The following is a 19,722-nucleotide window of genomic DNA, read 5'->3' on the forward strand; positions in this document are numbered from 1 at the left end:
CCAGATGAAGCGTTCCGTTCCTTTCCTGATATTCCGCTATGCCGCGATCTTCGCGGCCATGGCGGTGACGCTGGTGCCGATCCTGTGGATGGTATCGATGGCCTTCAAGCCGATCGCCGAATGGTCGGCGACCGGCGCCGACCTGACCTGGTGGCCGAAGAACCCGACGCTCAGCAATTTCCGTTTCGTCTTCGGCGAGTCGACCAACAATTTGATCGTCGCGCTCGACCGTAACGCGCTGAAGCCGATCCTCGCATCGCTGCTGTCGGCGGTTTTCGGCACGGTGATCGCCATGTCGGCGGGCACTGCCGCGGCTTATGGGCTGTCGCGTTTCGGCTCCGGCCAGAACCTGCCGCTGGCGCTGATCCAGCTCCGGATCTTTCCGCCGATGGCGGTCATGATCCCGGTGATGATCATGTGGGCTTTCCTCAACTTCACCGATAGCTGGTGGGGCCTGGCGCTGATCTACGGCATCGTCACCTTGCCGTTCGCCTTCTGGCTGATGAAGACCTTCTTCGACGACATGCCGCGCGAGATCGAGGAGGCGGCGCTTGTCGAAGGCTGTTCGCGGCTGCGCGTCTTCACGCGCATCACGCTGCCGATGATGCGCGCGCCGCTCGCCAGTGCGGCGCTCTTCGTCTTCATCCTCAACTGGTCGGACTATTTGATCGCGCTGCTTCTGACGACACGCGAATGGGTGACCATCCCGGTCTACATGGCCTCTCTGTCCTCCTCGATGACCGGGCAGCTCTATGGCGCCAAGGCGGCGCTTGGCCTGATCGCGGCCGTGCCGCCGGTCATCATGGGCATCGCCATCCAACGCCATCTGGTGCGCGGGTTGACGTTCGGGGCGCTCAAGCAATGAGCGCGGTGACTGTCATGACTTCCAAGGATGAGATGAAAGCCGTCGGAACAAGGCCGGGTTCGCGTGACGAGGGCGCAAGGCTGGGTTTCCGGCTGACATTGCCCGCTCAGATCCTCGTGCTGTTCATCTCGGCCTTCCCGCTGTTGATGCAGCTCTACATCAGCGTCACCGACTGGTCGCCTCTGTCGGGCACCGGCTGGTGGAACGCCTGGTCGATGTGGAACAGCTTTGCCAACTACACCGATCTCGCCGCCGACGCGCGCTTCTGGAGCGCGCTGAAGCGTACGGCCATCGTCATGATCGTCTGCGTGCCGGCGGAATTCCTGCTTGGCCTGGCACTGGCGACGCTGTTTGCCGACGATTTCCCGGGCAAGCGCGTCTTCTACTCGATCCTGCTGATGCCGATGATGGTGGTGCCGGCGGTGGCCGGCTACATGTTCTTCATGCTGTTCCAGTCAGGCGGCCCGGTGAACGACATCTTGTCGTCGCTGACCGGTTCTCCCGTCACCATCGCCTGGCTGTCGGATCCGACGCTGGCGCTGATCGCTGTCATGATCGCCGACATCTGGCAATGGACGCCGCTGATGTTCCTCATCCTGCTCGCCGGCCTGGTCGGCGTGCCGGAGGACCAGATCAAGGCGGCGACGCTGCTCGGCGCCAATCCCTGGCAGCGCTTCGTCACCATCGTGCTGCCGAAGATGAAGACGATCATCATCATCGCGCTGGCGATCCGGGTGATAGAGAACTTCAAGATCTTCGACACGCTCTACATCATGACCGGCGGCGGTCCAGGCGTCGCCACCGAAACCATCTCGGTCTACATCTACAAGCTCACCACGCAGGACCTGATCTGGGGCTATGTGGCGGCGATCGCGCTGGCCATTTTGGTCGTGCTGTCGATCGTCGCGGTGTTCGCCATGAAGCGCATGGCGCGGGCACGCGAGGTGGCGGCATGAGCGCAATTCACCTGCAAAACCTGGTCAAGAAATTCGGCGACTTCACCGCGCTGAAAACCATGGATTTGGAAATTGCCGATGGCGAGTTCATGGCGCTGCTCGGCCCGTCGGGCTGCGGCAAGTCGACGACGATGAACATGATCGCCGGCATGGAAGAGCCGACCGGCGGCAAGATCCTGTTCGGCGAGCGCGACATGGCCGGTGTGCCGATGGGCCGGCGCGGCGTCGGCTTCGTCTTCCAGAACTACGCCATCTTCACGCATATGACGGTGCGCCAGAACCTTGCCTATGGGCCAAAAATGCGAGGGGCTGCCAAAGCCGAGATCGATCGCCGTGTCGGCGCCATCGCCGAGATGCTGCAACTGACGCCGCTGCTCGACCGCAAGGCCGACAGGCTGTCAGTCAACATATTGCAGCGGGTGGCGATCGGCCGCTCGGCGATCATGGAGCCGGCGATCTTCCTGCTCGACGAGCCGCTCTCCAATGTCGACGCCGCTTTCCGGGCCGTCATGCGCACCGAACTGAAGCAGCTGCAGCGGCAGTTCCGCCAGACCATGGTCTACGTCACCCACGACCAACTCGAGGCGATGACCATGGCCGACCGCATCGCGGTCATGGATCATGGCGTGCTGCAGCAGGTCGGCACGCCACTCGAGGTCTACAACGATCCCGCCAATGTCTTCGTCGCCCGCTTTATCGGTGCGCCGGGCATGAATCTGCTCAAGGGCAGGCCGGTGGAAAGCGACCGCGGACTGGTCGTCGATCTCGGAGCGTTGGGCACTACGCCGCCGCTGCCGGGCGAACTCGCGGCGGCCATGCGCGGGGCGCGCGGCGAGGTGCTTTACGGATTTCGGCCGGAGCAGGCGACGCTGGTGCAGAATGGGCAAGGTCTTGCCATGCAGGTCACCTTTGTCGAGCGGATCGGTGCGCGCACCATCGTTCATCTCGGCCAGGGCGAGGCGGCTGTGAAAACGGTGTTCGACAATGATGTCGGACTGGCTATCGGCGACACCGCTGTCATTGCCCCCACTACGTCGTCGGTGCGCGTCTTCGACGCCGCTACCGGCCTTGCGATAAAGGCAGGTTGAGATGGCCGATATCGTCTTTCGCAATGTGACCAAACGCTACGGCAATATACTCGCCGTCGACGACGCCTCGTTCACCGTCAACGACAATGAGTTCTTCTGCTTCTTCGGACCGCCGCTGTCAGGCAAGTCGACCATTCTGCGCCTGGTGCTCGGGCTGGAGACACCTGACACCGGTGAAGTCCTGATCGGAGGCAGGCCGGTCAACGCGATGTCGCCGGCCGAGCGCAACGTGGCGATGGTGTTCCAGAACCTGGCGCTGTTTCCGCATATGAGCGCGCTCGAAAATGTCCGCTTTCCCCTGGTCGAACGCCGGGTCGCCGAGGCCGAGATCAAGTGGCGGGTCACGGACGTCGCGGCGAAGCTGCATATCGGCCATATCCTGCACAAGCCGCCGGGACAGCTTTCGGGCGGGGAGCGGCAGCGCGTGGCGATCGCGCGGGCTCTGGTGCGCGATCCCAATGCCTATCTGATGGATGATCCGATCTCGGCGCTAGACGCCAGGCTGCGCGAGGAAACGCGCGTCGAGCTGAAGCGCATCCAGCGCGAACTCGGCAAGACGCTGATCTATGTCACGCATGACCAGGAAGAGGCGATGTCGGTCGCCGACCGCATCGCCATCCTGGAGGACGGCAAGATCAGGCAGATCGGCACGCCGGCAGAGATCTACGACCGCCCGGCCAGCACGTATGTGGCAAGGCTGCTTGGCTCGCCGATGATGAACATTCTCAGATCGGCGCGCAGCGAGGGCGGTGTCGAAGCGGCTGAAGGGACGATCCGCATCGAAGACAAGACAGCGCCCGCCGACGCCGTGGAGATCGGCCTGAGGCCGGAAGACATCAAGGTTAGACCGTGGGCGGATGGGGGCCCGGGCCGCCCGGCGCGAGTGTTCGAGGTCGAGCCGCTTGGCGGCTATACCGTGGTGACGCTCGCTGCCGGGCAGGCGCGGCTAAAGGCATTGCTGCGCGGCCAGCCCGACGTCCGGCCGGATGCCATGGTGGCGATATCCTGCGAGCCGGCCAGAGTGCATTATTTCGAACAGAGCGGCGGAGCGTTGGCACGATGACGGCCGCCGCAAGGAAAGAGTTTCGGGAGGAAGAGATGGCAAGCAAAGACTTCGAGCCGGACGTGAAGGTCCGCACGAAGGAATACAGGATCGGCTGCGTCGGCGCCGGCATGATCATGGCCGAGTGCCATCTCGCCGCCTACAAGGAAGCTGGATTCCCGGTGGTGGCGATCGCCTCGCGCACCAGGGCCAGCGCCGAGAAGGTGGCGACGCGCTGGAGCATCCCCACGGTCCACGACACGCCCGAAAAACTGATCGAGGACGAGAATGTCGAGATCATCGATCTTGCCTTCCCGCCCGACCTGCAGCCGGCGCTGATCCGTCACGCGCTGAAGCAGAAGCACATCAAGGCGATCCTGGCGCAGAAGCCGTTGGCCTTGTCGGTCGACGAAGCGGTCAAGCTGCGTGACGAGGCGGCCAAGGCCGGCAAGATCCTCTCGGTCAATCAGAACATGCGCTACGACCAGTCGATGCGCGTCTTGAAGCAGATCATCGACAGCGGCGCGCTGGGCGAGATCATCTTCGCCCAGATCGACATGCACGCCATCCCCCACTGGCAAAGCTTCCTCGAGGATTACGACCGGCTGACGCTGGCCAATATGAGCGTGCATCATCTCGATGTGCTGCGCTTCCTGTTCGGTGACCCCTCAGAGATCACCACGCTGACGCGGAAGGATCCGCGCACGACATTCGACCATTCCGACGGCATCACCGTGTCGACGCTGCGCTTCCCGTCCGGCGTGCTCGCCGTGTCGCTGGAGGATGTCTGGTCCGGTCCGCGCCAGGATGGCTACAAGGACGACCAGCACATCAACTGGCGCGTCGACGGCACCAAGGGCGTCGCGAAGGGCACCATCGGCTGGCCGACGGGCGCGGCCTCGACGCTGACCTATGCCTCGACCGAGACGACCGGCGGCGAATGGGTCAGCCCGAGTTGGGACACGATGTGGTTCCCGCATGCCTTTATCGGCGTGATGGAGCAGCTCCAGCATGCGGTGAAGACCGGCACGCCGCCGGCGCTGTCGGTGGCCGACAACGTCAAGACCATGGCGCTGGTCGAGGCGGGCTATCGCTCGATCGACGAGGGCCGCACTGTCAAGCTTTCCGAAATCGCTATCTGATCACCGCAACTGAAACACCAGACAACTGAATCGCTTACAGGGAGGAATTCACACCATGATGCAGGCAGGTATTTTCACGGGCTATTTCCCGTACGGCCTCGAAGAGACGGCGAAGAAGATCCGCGGGCTCGATTTCAACACGGTGCAGCTCGACCTGCATTTCAAGGACGTCGACCTGTCGGCGGGGCAGATCACCAAGGACAAGGCCAAGAAGGTGCGCGACGTCTTCCGCGATCATCACCTGCCGGTGTGCTGCATTTCCGGCTACACAAACATCATCCATCCCGACAAGGCCGAGCGCGACAAGCGTGTCGGCTATCTCAAGGAGATCATCCGCAACGCCCGCCATTTCGGCAGCCCGTATGTGATCTCGGAAACCGGCACCTACAACACCGAATCCGACTGGGTGCATCACCCCAAGAACAAGACCGAGGAAGGGTTCGAGGAGTGCCGCAAGGTGGTCGCCGAGCTCGCCCAGACGGCCTATGACCACGGCGCGGTCTTCCTGCTCGAAACCTACGTCAACAACGTCGTCGGCTCGGTCGAGGAGACGGTGAAGATGTTCGCGCAGGTCGACCATCCCGGCCTTGGTCTGCTGATGGACCCGACCAATTATTTCGAGACGCATAACATCGACAGGATGGACCAGATCCTGAACCAGGTGTTCGACACGCTGACCGACAAGATCAGAATAGCTCACGCCAAGGACGTCAAGCGTTCGGGCGGCGACAAGTCCGAGAAGCACGCCGATATCGGCGACGAGGACGCGCTGGAGAGCCACACCTTCCGTGGCGTCGGCGAGATCGAGCTGCCGGCACCGGGCCTCGGTTCGCTGAACTACGATCTCTACCTCCAGCGGCTGGCGGAAAAGCATCCGAACATTCCTGTGATCATCGAGCATCTCTCGGAAGACGACGTGCCGCGCGCCAAGAAATTCCTCGATGGGAAGTTCCGCGCCAACGGTCTGTGACGGTCACTGCGCGCTGTCGGTTCGCGGCGGCGCGGCCCAAAAGCAAGGGAGGAAAGAATGTTGAAGTTCGCATTGAAACTGGCGGCTGCCGCAACGCTGCTCGCCAGCGTCGCGCTAGGCTCGCCGGCAATGGCGCAGGATGGCCAGAAGACGTTTTACCTGCTGTCGCATGGCGGTCCCTCGGATGCGTTCTGGCTCGACTGGAATGCCGGCGCGACCAAAGCCTGCGACCAGCTCAAGGTGACCTGCAAGATCTCCTTTAGCGGCGGCGACATGGCGGCGCAGAAGGAGGCCTTCAATTCCGCGCTTGCGGCCAAGCCCGACGGCATCGCCACCACCTCGGCCCAGCCGGGCTTGTGGACCGAGGAAGTGAAGGTTGCCAAGGCGGCCGGGATCCCGATCGTGTTCTTCAACACAGACGATCCGGCGACCGGACGGCAGGCCTATGTCGGCGCCGATCTCAAGGAGGCGGGCGTCATCTGGGCCAAGTATCTCGTCGACCGCAAGATGGTGAAGCAGGGCGACAAGGTGTTCCTGCCGGTGGAAGTGCCCGGCGCCAGCTATCAGCAGCTGGAGACCGAAGGCATCGCCAGCGTCTTCGATCCGTTGGGGATCAAATATGATGTGGTCGATTGCGGCACCGACCCGGCCGGCATCATTGCCAAGATGACCGACTATATGGTGGCCAACAATCCGCCGGCGATCATCGCGCTCGGCGATTCCGTGGCGGCCAGCGTCAAACGGGTGTTCGACGGCGCAGGTGTGCCGGCCGGCAAGATCCCGGTCGTCGGCTGGGGCAATTCGAAGGAAACCGCCGAGGCCGTCAAATCCGGCTTCGTCAACGCGGCCGCCTGGCAGTTTCCGTCTGCGCAGGGCTTCATGCCGGTGGCGCTGCTCGGGCTCGCCGCGTCGGGCGAACCGATCGGCTACGACATCCATACTTTCAGCCTTTACGACGCCTCAAGCGTCGAACCGATCCTGAAACTCTACGACACGAAGTGAAAACCGGTGCCCGCGGCGCAGGCCGCGGGCACCACTTCAAAGCATGGTTCAAGCAGTCATGATGATCGCCGCAGAAGACGAAATGCCTGTCGGGAAACGCAGATCGAGCCTTATACGCTCGCCGCAATTCTCCTCGCTCGTCATCCTCATTGTCCTGCTCGCGATTTTCGCCATCGCCGATGCCAATTTCCTGTCGCCGCTCAACATCTCCAACATGATGGCGTTCCTCCCCGAGCTCGGCATCATCGCGCTCGGCATGACGCTGCTTCTGACGGCGGGCGAATTCGACCTGTCGGTTGGTGCCGTGTTCGGGCTGGCGCCGGTCGTCGTCATGCTTCTGGTGCAGAACGGAGGCGTCGATATCGGCTTCGCGCTTCTGGCCGGGCTTCTGCTGTGCGTCGCCATCGGCGCGATCAACGGGTTGATCGTCACCAAGATCGGCATTTCGTCCTTCCTGGTCACGCTGTCCATGCTGCTCGTGGTGCGCGGGGCGGCGCTCTACATCACGCAGGGCTTTCCGCTGAAATCCTGGGACCAGCCAGGCTTTTTCGTCACGCTGCTGGCCGGCAGCTTCAATGTCGGTTCGTTCAGGTTCTACACCTCGCTGTGGTGGTTCATCGGTCTCTCGCTGCTGGCGATCTACGTGCTGCGCTATGCCAAGCTCGGCAACTGGATCAGCGCCATCGGCTCCAACCGGAACGCGGCGGTGGCGCGCGGCGTGCCGGCGGACGCAGTCAAGGTGTGGCTGTTCATCCTGACTTCGGTCCTGGCGGGACTGGCCGGCATGATCAGCGCTTTCCGCATCTCGGCCGCCTCACCGGTGGCCGGCACCGGCTACGAGCTCGAAGTGATCGCCATGGTGGTGGTCGGCGGCACGGCGCTGACCGGCGGACGCGGCACGATCCTCGGCACCATCGTCGGCGCGCTGATGCTGCGCGCGATCCGCAACGGCATCGTGCTGATCGGCGTGCCGGGCCTCGCCTACAACATCTTCGTCGGCCTCATCATCCTCGCCATGCTCATCCTGCACGCTTTGCTGCAGAAGAACGCTGCGAGGGGCTGATCATGGAAGTTCTCCGGCTGCAGAATCTGCAAAAATCCTTCGGCAGCGTTCGGGCGCTGAAGAATGCGTCCTTTGCCCTCAAGGAGGGCGAGGTGGTGGCCTTGCTCGGAGACAATGGCGCCGGCAAATCGACGCTGATCAAGGCGATCTCGGGCGTGTTTCCAGCCGATCGGGGCGACATCTATGTGCGCGGCGAAAAGGTTTCGATCCGCTCGACGCGCGATGCGATGGACCTCGGCATAGAGACCATCCACCAGGACACGTCGCTGGCGCCGGATCTCAGCATTGCGCGCAATCTTTTCCTTGGGCGCGAACCGGTCAAGCTGAAATGGCTGGGCGTGTTCGCGCCGCTCGATTTCGCCAAATTGCGCGACGCGGCGTCGGCGCTGTTGAAGCGCGTCGGCATCTCGAAGAAACTCGACGCCGATGCGCTGGTCTTAACGCTGTCGGGCGGCGAGCGCCAGTCGATTGCGATTTCTCGCGCCATGCAGTTCGCCGCCAAGGTCATTATCCTCGACGAACCGACCAACAATCTCGGTGTCGAGGAAACCCATGGCGTGCTGCGCTTCGTCAAGGAGGTGCGTGACGCCGGCCATTCGGTGCTCTTGATCACCCACAACATCCATCACGTGTTCCAGGTCGCCGACCGTATCATCGTCATGCGCCGCGGCGAGATCGTCGCCGAGCAGACGGTTGCCGATACCGATCTCCTGACCGTGGAAAGCATCATCACCGGCGCCGACATGTCGGCCCTGCTGAAAGAGACGAGAGCGAAGTGAAGAAGTTGGCCGTCACATGGTAGAACTTTACGGCAAGACGCTTTCGCGCCGGCAGGTGTCGGAACGTTCGGGCATGCTGTCGCAATTTGCCGGCGTGCGGCTGATGACGCTTGGCGACGGGGTGGAACGCGGCATTCGCATGCTGGAGTTCCGTACTGGCACGGGGCTGCGCTTCACCGCGCTGGTCGACCGGGCGCTCGACATCGCCGACTGCGACTTCAAGGGCCAGGCGATCGGCTGGCATTCGCCGAGCGGCTTTCGTCATCCCGGCCTGCACGATTACGAGGGGGAGGGCGGGCTCGCCTGGGCACGCTCGTTTTCTGGGCTGCTTGTCACCTGCGGCCTCGACCACATATTGGGCCGCGAAGAGGTGCCGGCCGATAGCTACAACTACCCGGGAAAGAAGACCGTGATCCATTCGCTGCATGGCCGCGTCGGTACCATTCCGGCGCGGTTGACCGGTTATGGCGAGACCTGGGATGGCGACCGCTGCGTGCTTTGGGCCGAAGGCGTCGTTCAGCAATCGGCGGTGTTCGGCGAGGATCTGCACCTGCTGCGGCGCATCGAGGCCGATGTCGGCGGCAACGAGATCCGGCTGTCGGACCGCGTCGTCAATCACGGCTTCAACCGCACGCCGCATATGTATTTCTACCACGTCAACGTCAGCCATCCCTTGCTCGATGAGGGCTCGCGCTATCTGGCACCGATCCGCGATGTCGTCTGGGCCGGTCATGACGGCGAGCGTTACCAGGCGCAGAAGGTCGGCTACCGCACGATGCCGGCGCCACAGTCGGGTTTCAGCGAGCAGGTCTGGCAACATGAGATGGCGGCCGATGCCAATGGCGAGGTGCCTGTGGCTGTGGTCAACGATCGGCTCGGACTCGGCTTCGAAGTGGTGACGCGCAAGGACCAGCTGCCTTGCGCCTATCAATGGCAGAATTTCCAGGCAGGGCAGTATGCGCTGGGCATAGAGCCGTCGACACACCATGTCTTGGGCAATCTCGCGGCGCGCGAGCGAGGCGAGATGATCTGGCTGGAGCATGGCGAAAGCCGTTCCTACGACGCGATGTTCCGAGTGCTCGACGGTGCCGGCGAGATCGCCGCGACGGAAGAGAGGATCGCTTCGATCGCCAGGCAACCGCAACAGGATTATCCTGCGCCGTCGGGCAATTTTCCGGGATTGGCGGACAGGGCATGATGCGAAACGAATGCTCCGGCTGGCGGGCCGGAAATCGGAGGTCGATGTGATGGCGAAAAAGCGCGACTACAGCCTGGTCGGGGAAAGCACGCGCACCGCGATCGAGACCGGGCTGGCCTCGGCCGAGTGGTATCACACCGATGTGCCGCGCAAGGCGATGAAAGAGCTGATGCAACGCTCGGACGGGCCGGCGATCCGCGACACGATCATCTGGATCGTTGCCATATTGGGCTCTGCCGCCGGGATCGCCTGGTTCTGGGGCACGTGGTGGGTGGTGCCGTTCCTGCTCGTCTATGGCGTGCTCTACGGCTCGTCCAGCGACTCGCGCTGGCACGAGTGCGGCCACGGCACCGCTTTCCGCACGCGCTGGATGAACGATGCCGTCTACCAGATCGCCAGCTTCATGCTGATGCGCAACCCTGTGACCTGGCGCTGGAGCCATGCCCGCCATCACACCGACACGATCATCGTCGGCCGCGACGCCGAGATCGCGGTGATGCGTCCGCCGGACCTTCTGCGCGCCGCACTCGCCTTCACCGGCATTCTCGATTTCCGCTATTCGCTGCCGACGCTGGTGCGCAATGCGTTCGGCAGCATCTCGCCCGACGAGAAAAGCTTTATTCCCGAGATGGAGCTTCACAAGGTGGTCACAGCCGCGCGCTGGCATGTCGCTATCTATGTCGCGGCGATCGCGCTGGCGCTTTATCTGTGGTCGTTCCTGCCGCTGGTGCTTATCGGCCTGCCGCGCCTCTACGGCAGCTGGCACATGGTGCTGACCGGCCTGCTGCAGCATATCGGCCTGGCCGATAATGTCACCGACCACCGGCTGAACACGCGCACCGTCTACATGAACCCGATCAGCCGCTTCATCTACTGGAACATGAACTACCATGTCGAACATCACATGTTCCCGATGGTGCCGTATCACGCGCTGCCGAGGCTGCATGAATTGATCAAGCATGATCTGCCCGCGCCGAACCCTTCGATGTGGCATGCCTATCGCGAGGTCTGGCCGGTGCTGCTGAAGCAGCTTCAGTACGAGGACTATTTCCTCAAGCGCGAGCTGCCGCCGACGGCGCGGCCGTATCGGGACGAGTTTCATGCGCTGACCGTTCCGGCGGCGGCGGAATAGGGGAGAGGCAGATGGCCGACTGGGTTGAAGCGTGCGGCGTCGACGATGTCGAGGAAGAGGATGTCATCCGCTTCGATCATGGCGGCCGTACCTTCGCCATCTATCGCAGTCCCGATGACGAGTACTTCGCCACCGACGGATACTGCACGCATGAGAAGGCGCATTTGGCCGATGGGCTGGTGATGGACGACATCATCGAATGCCCCAAGCACAATGGCCGCTTCAACTACAAGACGGGTGTGGCCCGAGGCGCACCGGTATGCGTCAATCTCGCCACCTATCCGGTGAAGGTCGAGGCTGGCAAAGTGATGATCCAGATCGGCTGACCTGCCGCCGAATGCAACTGAGGGAACCCATTTGATGAGCCGAAAAAGACCGACGGTGGCGGATTTGCGCGCCATGAAGGGCAAGCGACAGCTGACCATGCTGCGCGTGCTGACGATGGACGAGGCCGAGGCCGCCGAGCGCGCCGGGGTCGACATCGTCTCGGTGCCGCCCGAACTGGTGCTCAACCCGCAATTTCGGGACGCCGCACCCAGCCTGTTCACCATGCCGGGCGACAATTTCTACGAGATCGGCACGGCGGACGATTTCGTGCGCTGGGCCTTCCGGCTCTACAAGGCCGGCGCCGACGCGGTCTATTGCAGCGCCGGCTACGCTACGATCAAGCGGATGGCCGATGACAATATCCCGGTGATCGGCCATGTCGGGCTGATCCCGTCACGGGCCACCTGGACCGGCGGCTTCAAGGCGGTTGGCAAGACCGCCGATACCGCCATGGAGGTCTTCGCGGCGGTGAAACAACTGGAGGCCGCAGGCGCCATCGGCGCCGAGATCGAGGTCGTGCCGATCGAGGTGGCCAAGGCGATCTCGGAACGCACATCGTTGATCATGCTGTCGATGGGGGCGGGCATTGGCTGCGACGCGCAGTATCTGTTCGCCGACGACATCCTCGGCCAGAACCGTGGCCACATGCCCCGCCACTCCAAGGTCTATCGCAATTTTGCCGCCGAATATGATCGTTTGCAAGCCGAGCGCATCGCCGCGTTCTCGGAGTATGTCGCCGATGTCAACAGTCTGGCCTATCCCGAAGACAAGCATGTGGTGCATATGGATCCGGCTGAACTCAGCCTGTTCATGAAGAGGGTCGACGGGGCGTGAAATCTCAAGGCAATGATGCGACGGACGACGCCGCGCCGGTTCATATTCTTACGCTTTCTTGCGAGGACCAGCCGGGGATCGTCGCCGCGGTCACGGCGGAGCTTGCCGCGAACGGCGCCAACATCGCCGAAAGCAGCCAGTTCTGGGACCGGCAGACCAATCGCTTTTTCATGCGGATCGCCTTCATCAGCCCGCCAGGCTCGACCAGGGACAGTCTGGAACGGGCCTTGAAATCAAGTGTCGACCGGTTCGGCATGAAGACCGCGCTCGTCGATCAGGGGCGCCGCCCGAAGATCATCGTCATGGTCTCCAGGTTCGACCACGCGCTTCTGCATCTGCTGTACCAGATCAGGGTCGGCTGGCTGAACGCGGAGGTTGCCGCCGTCGTCTCCAACCACGAGGATGCCCGCCGCTTCGCCGAGCTGGAGGGCATTCCCTACCACCATTGGCCGACCACCAGGGAGAACAAGGCCGAGCAGGAACAGAAGCTGCTGGACCTGGTGCAGCAAACAGGGGCCGAACTGGTCATCCTGGCGCGCTACATGCAGGTGTTCTCGAAAAGCCTGTCGGACCGGCTGTTCGGACGGGCGATCAACATCCACCATTCCTTCCTGCCGAGCTTCAAGGGCGCCAAGCCTTATCACCAGGCCTTCGACCGCGGCGTCAAGCTGATCGGTGCGACGGCGCATTACGTCACGTCCGACCTCGACGAGGGCCCGATCATCGATCAGGAGACCGAACGCGTCACCCATGCGATGAGCGCCGAGGATTTCGTCGCCGTCGGGCGCGACATCGAAAGCCGGGTGCTGGCGCGCGCGGTCAAGCTGCATCTCGAAGCCCGCGTCATGCTCAACGGCCACAAGACCGTCGTCTTCTGAGAAGCCGCGTCAGGCCGGCCAATTTCCACCGGCGAGCGCGGCGTAGAGCGCCTCGGCGTCGATGCCGAGCGGCCGGTCCTCCTTCAGAGCAGGGACCAGCGCGCGGATCGCCGTGTGAATTGCGGCGGTGCGTGGCGCTGGCGTGAAACCGTCGCGCAGGTCGACCGCTTGTGCGGCCGCCATCAGCTCGAAAGCGATCAGGCGGCGCCATAGCGCGATCATCCCGGCGCATTTCGCAACCGCCAGAGGTGTCTGCGTGGCGTGATCCTCGACGCCCTCCGAAACCGGAAGAAAGTCGAGCATCACCGGATTGGCCTTGTGGCGGATGGCGGCCAGGATCGAGGTCACTGTCTTCTGTAGCGGCACGAAGCCGGCCGAGGCGCCGCCGACCGGCGACAGATATTTCGGCAGGCCATTGCGGCCCGAACCGGTAAGCTGGATGAAGCGCGCGGCACTGGCCGCGGCACATTGGGCGATCGCCAGGCCGAGCGTCTCAAAGGCGAGCGCCAGTGCGGCGGTGTGGAAATTGCCGGTCGACAGCACCAGCTCATCATCGCCCAGCACCAGCGGGTTGTCGGCGGCGGCGTTGAGTTCGATCTCGACAGCCTGTCTCGCCTGACCGATCGCCTCGATCAGCGCGCCATGGATCGACGGCATGCAGCGGATCGACAGCGGGTCCTGCAAGGTGGTCGGCACCAGCGCCTCGTCGCGGACGAGCAGATCGTGCAGCACCTTGGCTGCTTCCTGCTGGCCGGCCGCCGGGCGCGCCATATGCAGGCGCGGATCGAGGATGGTGCGGTTGGCACCAAAACCTTCCATGGTCAGCGCCCCGGCCTGCTGTTGCTGGGCAAGGGCGGACAGCGCATCCGTCACCGCAAGCGCGCCGCTGCCGGCGGATACCGCCGAAGCGTTGATCAGCGACAGCCCGTCCTTGGGCGCCAGGCTGATAGGGGCGAGGCGCGCCATCATCAACGCCTTGGCTGCCGGCATGCGACGGCCCTGATAGTCGGCTTCGCCTTCGCCGGTGAGCATGCGGGCGAGTGCCGTCATCAGCACCAGGTCGCCGGCGCCGATCGAGCCGAGCGACGGCATGACGGGATGGACGCCGGCATTGAGCGCGTCGACCAAAGCGACGAAGACGAAGGGCGAAAGGCCGGAGCCGCCAACCGACAGCATCGCGGCGCGGGCAAGCATAGTAGCGCGCACGGCTTCGACCGGCAGCGCTTCGCCGACCGCGCCGTTGCGTCCCTCCAGCAATTGGCGCTGGAAAGCGCTGGCGTCGCCCTCTACAGCAGTGCCGAGATTGGCGCCGAGCCCGGTGTTGAGGCCATAGATCTGCTGGCCGGACGCGGCGGCCTGGTCAAGCACTTTTCGCGCCTTCTCCAGCCTGCCGATGACATCAGGTCCGATTTCCACCTTGCGCGCTTCGCGGGCGACCGCAGCGACATCGCCAATGCCGACGCCGGTTCCGGCGAGGACGAGCGCGCTCATGCGAAGCGCAGCCTCTGGCCGATACCTTGCACTTGCGCCTTGGCCAGCATCGCCTTGCCCAGTGCAATGTCGGACAGCGACAGGCCGCGATGCCAGAACAGGATCGTTTCGTCGTCGCTTTCTCGCCCGACTTTCAGACCGGCGGCGATCTGGCCGAGCTCGGCATGCAGCGTCTTCTCGCTCAGCCGCCCGGTCTCGACATGGGCGCGCAGTGAGCCGAACTTGCCGCCCTTGCATTGGCCCCAATCGTCGACGACCATTTTCTGCATGATGTCGGTCAGCGACAGTTCGACCGCGCTCATCGTGCCATAGGGCACGACCAGCGCGCCGGGCTTGATCCATTCGGTCTTGAGCAGCGGTTGCGGCTCCGGCAGCCGCGAGGCTTCGACGACGATGTCGGCGCCCTCGATGCAGCTCTTCCAGTCGGCCACCGCCGTCACCGTCTTGCCGAAATCGGCGGAGAGTTTGGCGGCAAAACCGTCGCGGCTTTCCGGCCGGCGCGAATGGACGCGGATCTCGTCGAAGTCGCAGAGATGGTCGAGCAGGCGCACGTTCCAGTAGGCGGTGCCGCGCGCGCCGATATGGGCCAGCACCTTGGAATTCTTGCGCGCCAGATGTTTGGCGCCGATGGCGGTGACAGCGCCTGTGCGCATGTCGGTGATGACGGTGGCGTCGAGGATGGCGCGCGGCGCGCCGGTGCGCGGGTCGAACAGATTGAGAATGCCGAATTCGGAAGGCAGGCCGTGCAGGTAGTTGTCGACATAGTCGCCGACGATCTTGACGCCGGCGGTGTCGAGCGGCGCGACGTAGCCGCGCAGCACATTGAAATGGCCGTGGAAGGACGGATCCGGCTCCAGATGGACGCGCGGTTCGATCACCGTCTGGCCATTGCCTTGCGCCACCAGGCCAGCCTCCACGGCAGCAATGATTTCGCCATCGGTCATGGCAAGGGCGTCGATGTCGAGGGCATTGAGGTAGTCGATATAGATGGGCTTCATGTTACGCGGACACTTTCCTCGGCCACCCCGTTCATCCCATAGCAGGCCGTGGCGGCACACGAAAGTTTGTTGCGACGTCTCTGGACGCGGCCGGTGAGATGCTGTTCAAACCGGTTCCGTCATGACTGCCATTCCCGATACCGAAATCTTACCCGAAACGGCCACCAATGCGCGGCGCGTGGCGCTGATCGTCGCCATCGCCTTCTTCATGCAGTTGCTGGATTCGACGATCATCTCGACCTCGCTGCCGCAGATGGGCGCGTCCTTCGGCGTGTCGCCGGTGGCGATGAGCATCGGCATCACCGTATACATGCTGACCATGGCGGTGTTCGTGCCGCTGTCGGGCTGGCTCGCCGACCGGTTCGGGGCGCGAAACATCTTCCTGTTGGCGATCGTCCTGTTCACCCTGGCTTCGCTCGCCTGCGGCCTCTCGCAAACCCTGACCCAGTTTGTCGCCGCCCGTGTCGTGCAAGGGCTCGGCAGCGCGCTGATGACGCCGGTCGGGCGGATTCTCGTCCTGCGCAATGCGTCGAAATCCGAATTGCTCAACGCCACGGCGCTGATCACCTGGCCAGCACTGTTTGCGCCGGTGGTCGGGCCGGTACTCGGCGGCTTCATCACCACCTATCTGTCCTGGCACTGGAATTTCTTCATCAACATCCCGCTCGGCGTGATCGGGCTGGCGCTGGTCGCTCGCTTCATTCCGGGCGACCGTGAGGCTGACCCCAAGCCGCTCGACTGGCCGGGTTTTTTCCTGACATCGGCCGGACTTGCCCTGCTGCTCTATGGCCTTGAACGCATTGCTCATCCGGAGGACGGCGTGCTGCCGACAGCGCTGCTGATCGTTGCCGGCATCGTCATAGGCTGGCTGGCGGTACGGCATCTCCGGCGGGCGCCGCATCCGCTGCTCGATCTCTCCTCGTTCAAGGTGCTGACCTTCGCCATCTCGACATTGGCCGCCGGCACCATTTTCCGGGTGGCGATCAACGCCACGCCGTTCCTGCTGCCACTGCTGTTCCAGGTCGGCTTCGGCCTCTCGCCCGTCGATGCCGGCTTGATGATCCTGGCCTATTTCCTCGGCAATCTCGGCATGAAGACAGTAACGACGCCAACGCTGCGGCGTTTCGGTTTCCGCTCGGTGATGGTCGTCAACGGCATCATCGCCTCGGTCTCGATCATGGCTTGCGGGGCGGTCTCGCCGCAGACGCCACAGGCGCTGGTGGTGGCGCTGATGCTGATTGCCGGCCTGACGCGCTCGATGCAGTTCACCGCGCTCAACACACTGGCCTTCGCCGACATCGATGCGGCGCAGCGCAGCTCGGCGGCGACGCTATCATCGATGCTGCAGCAGGTGGCGATGCTGTTCGGCGTCGCGGTGGCGGCGGCGATCCTCAATCTGTCGCAAATAGTCAGGGACCGGCCCGCTCTCGATCTCGTCGATTTTCGAATCGCCTTCCTGGCGATCGGCGCCATCGGGCTGGTGGCGGCGTTGCGTTTTCTCGTGCTGCCGCCAAGTGCGGGCGCGGAGGTTTCCGGCCACTCGCCGGGGAACTGAAATCCAATTCTCCACCTGATGTGGAGATAAATTCCGTCTTGTCCTTTCGCCTTGGTGCCGCGCTTTCGCGAGTGGCCGCAATGGCGCAACCAATTGCCAAAAAACCAGAGTTTTCCACGCATTGCGCCAGCTTGGGCAATTGATGCATCCACTCGCTGAATATCCGCTGCCATCCGGGTTCGAGCGCGGATTCATTTGACGAACCGGCGCTGAGCCGATTAGCTTTCTTCCTAGGGATGGCAGCGCTGCCATCGGGGCAAACGCAGACATGAACACGATCGGCTGGCCGAATTTCAGGAGCCTGAATCAGGAAGGCATTGTCTTTGCCATCGCGGTGGTGCTGTTCGTTGCAGCGGCCATCGGCCTGCCGGGCTTCATCGACCCCAACAATCTCGTCGCCATCGTCCGCTCCGTGTCGGTGCTGGGCATCCTTGCGCTCGGCATGGCCGTCGTCATCATCGGCCGCGGCATCGACCTCTCCGCCGTCGCGATCATGGCGATGTCTGTCGCCTGGTATCTGCAACTTCTGAATTCGGGGACGCCGGACGGGCTGGCCTTCGCCTATGTGCTGGCCGGTGTGCTGGCCATCGGCCTGCTCAATGGCTTTCTCGTCGCCTATGCCGACGTGCCGGCGATCTTCGTGACGCTGGCGACAGGCTCCTTCGTCTTCGGCTATGTGCGCTCGCAACTGATCACGCAGGATGCCGTGCCGGTGCCGCAGGGCCATTGGGTCGAGCTGCTCGGCGGCCTGCGCTTCCTCGATGTTCCCATCGAGGTGTTCGTCTTCGCCGGCCTGGCATTCCTGTTCTTCCTGTTCCTGCGCTACACCAAATGGGGACGCTACATCTATTTCGCCGGCGACAATCCGGTGGCGGCGCGCAACATCGGCATTCCGGTGCGGCCGATGCTGGTGCTGCGCTATGTGCTTTCCGCCCTGGTCGCACTGGTCGCCGGCCTGCTGACGGCGGCGAGCCTGCATTCGATCAACACCCGGGTCGTCAACTCAACGCTGCTCTACGATATCGTGCTGGTGGCGGTGATCGGCGGCATCGGCCTGTCCGGCGGGCGCGGCGGGGTGCGCAACGTGCTGGTCGGTGCGGCACTGATCGGCATCCTGCTCAACGCCATGACCATCATCGACATTCCGCTGCTCTACCAGAACCTGATCAAGGCAGCGATCCTGCTCGGCGCCATCATCGTCGACGGCATCATCAATCCACGTGACGAGCAGACCGCCCAGCAAGGCGATATCTAAACCTACCGCGGACGGTTGGGGCCGGCCGTGAACAGCAACAGCAAAAACAGAGGATCTGACATGAAACTGATCAAGACACTTATGGCCGCCGCCACGGCGCTTGCCGTTACCACTTTCGTGGCGCCAACCTTTGCCGCCGATGATCCAGGCCCGGCCGCCTATGCGCAGGCGCTCAAGGGCAAGCGCGTCATGCTGGTGCCGCTGGCGATGGGCTTCGACCTGGCGCAGGGTTGGTCGCATTACCTGAAGACAGAAGTCGAGGCCTGGGGCGGCGTATTCGAGACGCGTGACCCGAACTGGGTCGTCGATGCCGGCGCGCAGGCGATCACCGACGCCATCTCGTCGGACACCAGGCCGGACGTGCTGATCATCCATGCGCCGGACCTCAACTCCTATTCCAAGCTGATGAAGAAGGCGCAGGCCGCGGGCACCTACGTGATACTGGTCGACAATCCGGCGAACTTCCCGGCTGATGCCTTTGTCGGCAGCGACTGGGACCGGCTCGGCCAGCTCGAGGCCGAAGCGGCGATCAAGGGCTGCGGCCCGAACTCGTCAAAGAAGATCGGCCTTGTGCAGGGTGACCAGGCCAACTCCTCCAGCCTCTATCAGTATGCCGGCATCATGAAGGTGCTGGACAAGAATCCCGACTTCAAGGTGGTGGCAAAGCCCGATTCAAATTGGGATGCGACGACCTCGCGCAACGTGACGACGACGATGCTGCAGCAGAACCCGGACATCTGCTCGATCATCGATTTCTGGGATGGTGACGCCACCGGCGCTTCCGCCGCGATCCGCGACGCCAAGCTCGACGGCAAGGTGTTCCTAGTCACCACGGGCGGCGGCGAAAAGGCGGCCGATTGCGACAAGCTGCAGGACGGCACCTATGGCGCCGTGGTGATGACCGATCTTGCCCGCCAGTCGGGCGACATGAACGCCATCATCAAGTTCCTGCTGCAGAGCGGCCAGCCGGCCGGCACGTCGCACACCTACATCTACACGCTGGAGAAGGCGACGACCAAGGCCGACCTGAAGCCCGACAGCTGCTGGGACCTGAAGGCGCTGCAGGCGCAAGCGGCTGCGAAATAAGCCGATCCTTGCCAACACCGATCAACGAGGTGGCCGGATTGCCCGGCCACCTCTTTCTCAT

The 19,722-nt window shown here is 63.4% G+C and carries 19 protein-coding genes; 17 read left to right on the forward strand and 2 right to left on the reverse strand.

What is annotated here, in order from left to right; all coding sequences use genetic code 11:
• The first annotated feature begins 4 nt into the window (after positions 1-4).
• From NKK51_RS23670 to purU, 14 genes are all read left to right on the forward strand, one after another.
• Complete coding sequence (locus tag NKK51_RS23670; protein ID WP_013530821.1) at positions 5-865, forward strand: carbohydrate ABC transporter permease; 861 nt, start codon at positions 5-7, stop codon at positions 863-865.
• On the forward strand, positions 862-1,821 hold the full coding sequence (locus NKK51_RS23675) for a carbohydrate ABC transporter permease (RefSeq protein WP_352441189.1): 960 nt from the start codon (positions 862-864) through the stop codon (positions 1,819-1,821). Before NKK51_RS23670 ends, NKK51_RS23675 begins: the two co-directional genes overlap by 4 nt.
• The gene (locus NKK51_RS23680; RefSeq protein ID WP_352554752.1) at positions 1,818-2,909 is read left to right on the forward strand and encodes an ABC transporter ATP-binding protein; all 1,092 of its coding nucleotides are present in this window, start codon (positions 1,818-1,820) and stop codon (positions 2,907-2,909) included. Before NKK51_RS23675 ends, NKK51_RS23680 begins: the two co-directional genes overlap by 4 nt.
• Before the next feature lies 1 nt (position 2,910).
• Positions 2,911-3,972 carry an ABC transporter ATP-binding protein gene (locus NKK51_RS23685; RefSeq protein ID WP_023814034.1) on the forward strand — a complete coding sequence of 354 codons (1,062 nt, stop codon included), beginning with the start codon at positions 2,911-2,913 and terminating at the stop codon, positions 3,970-3,972.
• Positions 3,973-4,007: 35 nt separating this feature from the next.
• Positions 4,008-5,093, forward strand: a complete 1,086-nt coding sequence (locus tag NKK51_RS23690; RefSeq protein ID WP_352554753.1) for a Gfo/Idh/MocA family protein — start codon at positions 4,008-4,010, stop codon at positions 5,091-5,093.
• A gap of 55 nt (positions 5,094-5,148) precedes the next feature.
• Positions 5,149-6,063, forward strand: coding sequence for a sugar phosphate isomerase/epimerase family protein (locus tag NKK51_RS23695; protein ID WP_023814032.1), 915 nt, complete (start codon positions 5,149-5,151; stop codon positions 6,061-6,063).
• Between the two features lie 57 nt (positions 6,064-6,120).
• Positions 6,121-7,065 carry a sugar ABC transporter substrate-binding protein gene (locus NKK51_RS23700; protein ID WP_023814031.1) on the forward strand — a complete coding sequence of 315 codons (945 nt, stop codon included), beginning with the start codon at positions 6,121-6,123 and terminating at the stop codon, positions 7,063-7,065.
• A gap of 82 nt (positions 7,066-7,147) precedes the next feature.
• The gene (locus tag NKK51_RS23705) at positions 7,148-8,128 is read left to right on the forward strand and encodes an ABC transporter permease (RefSeq protein ID WP_031213848.1); all 981 of its coding nucleotides are present in this window, start codon (positions 7,148-7,150) and stop codon (positions 8,126-8,128) included.
• The gene (locus NKK51_RS23710; RefSeq protein ID WP_196815367.1) at positions 8,125-8,907 is read left to right on the forward strand and encodes an ATP-binding cassette domain-containing protein; all 783 of its coding nucleotides are present in this window, start codon (positions 8,125-8,127) and stop codon (positions 8,905-8,907) included. The genes NKK51_RS23705 and NKK51_RS23710 overlap by 4 nt, the downstream gene beginning before the upstream one ends.
• 16 nt (positions 8,908-8,923) lie before the next feature.
• Positions 8,924-10,105 (forward strand): aldose 1-epimerase family protein, encoded by a 1,182-nt coding sequence (locus NKK51_RS23715; RefSeq protein ID WP_352554754.1) that lies wholly within the window; start codon positions 8,924-8,926, stop codon positions 10,103-10,105.
• A 49-nt stretch (positions 10,106-10,154) separates the two neighbouring features.
• The gene (locus NKK51_RS23720) at positions 10,155-11,237 is read left to right on the forward strand and encodes a fatty acid desaturase family protein (RefSeq protein ID WP_352554755.1); all 1,083 of its coding nucleotides are present in this window, start codon (positions 10,155-10,157) and stop codon (positions 11,235-11,237) included.
• 11 nt (positions 11,238-11,248) lie between these two features.
• Entirely contained in the window at positions 11,249-11,563 is a 315-nt protein-coding gene (locus NKK51_RS23725) for a MocE family 2Fe-2S type ferredoxin (protein WP_013530832.1), read from the forward strand.
• Between the two features lie 34 nt (positions 11,564-11,597).
• The gene (locus NKK51_RS23730; RefSeq protein ID WP_352554756.1) at positions 11,598-12,398 is read left to right on the forward strand and encodes a 3-methyl-2-oxobutanoate hydroxymethyltransferase; all 801 of its coding nucleotides are present in this window, start codon (positions 11,598-11,600) and stop codon (positions 12,396-12,398) included.
• A complete protein-coding gene (gene purU, locus NKK51_RS23735; protein WP_023814025.1) occupies positions 12,395-13,276 on the forward strand; it encodes a formyltetrahydrofolate deformylase in 882 nt (293 codons plus the stop codon). The genes NKK51_RS23730 and purU overlap by 4 nt, the downstream gene beginning before the upstream one ends.
• A 9-nt stretch (positions 13,277-13,285) precedes the next feature.
• Here the strand turns inward: purU and NKK51_RS23740 are convergent, their stop codons facing one another.
• Complete coding sequence (locus NKK51_RS23740) at positions 13,286-14,767, reverse strand: HAL/PAL/TAL family ammonia-lyase (protein WP_352554757.1); 1,482 nt, start codon at positions 14,765-14,767, stop codon at positions 13,286-13,288.
• A complete protein-coding gene (locus NKK51_RS23745; RefSeq protein ID WP_352554758.1) occupies positions 14,764-15,765 on the reverse strand; it encodes an ornithine cyclodeaminase family protein in 1,002 nt (333 codons plus the stop codon). Before NKK51_RS23745 ends, NKK51_RS23740 begins: the two co-directional genes overlap by 4 nt.
• A 121-nt stretch (positions 15,766-15,886) precedes the next feature.
• Here NKK51_RS23745 and NKK51_RS23750 point away from each other — a divergent pair, with 121 nt between their 5' ends.
• From NKK51_RS23750 to NKK51_RS23760, 3 genes are all read left to right on the forward strand, one after another.
• A complete protein-coding gene (locus NKK51_RS23750; RefSeq protein ID WP_352554759.1) occupies positions 15,887-17,320 on the forward strand; it encodes a DHA2 family efflux MFS transporter permease subunit in 1,434 nt (477 codons plus the stop codon).
• A gap of 268 nt (positions 17,321-17,588) precedes the next feature.
• Positions 17,589-18,575 carry an ABC transporter permease gene (locus NKK51_RS23755; protein ID WP_128303419.1) on the forward strand — a complete coding sequence of 329 codons (987 nt, stop codon included), beginning with the start codon at positions 17,589-17,591 and terminating at the stop codon, positions 18,573-18,575.
• Between the two features lie 60 nt (positions 18,576-18,635).
• Complete coding sequence (locus tag NKK51_RS23760) at positions 18,636-19,661, forward strand: sugar ABC transporter substrate-binding protein (RefSeq protein ID WP_352441179.1); 1,026 nt, start codon at positions 18,636-18,638, stop codon at positions 19,659-19,661.
• Positions 19,662-19,722 lie beyond the last annotated feature (61 nt).

The sequence above is a fragment of the Mesorhizobium sp. M0011 genome (genome assembly GCF_040324155.1).
Taxonomy (GTDB): domain Bacteria; phylum Pseudomonadota; class Alphaproteobacteria; order Rhizobiales; family Rhizobiaceae; genus Mesorhizobium.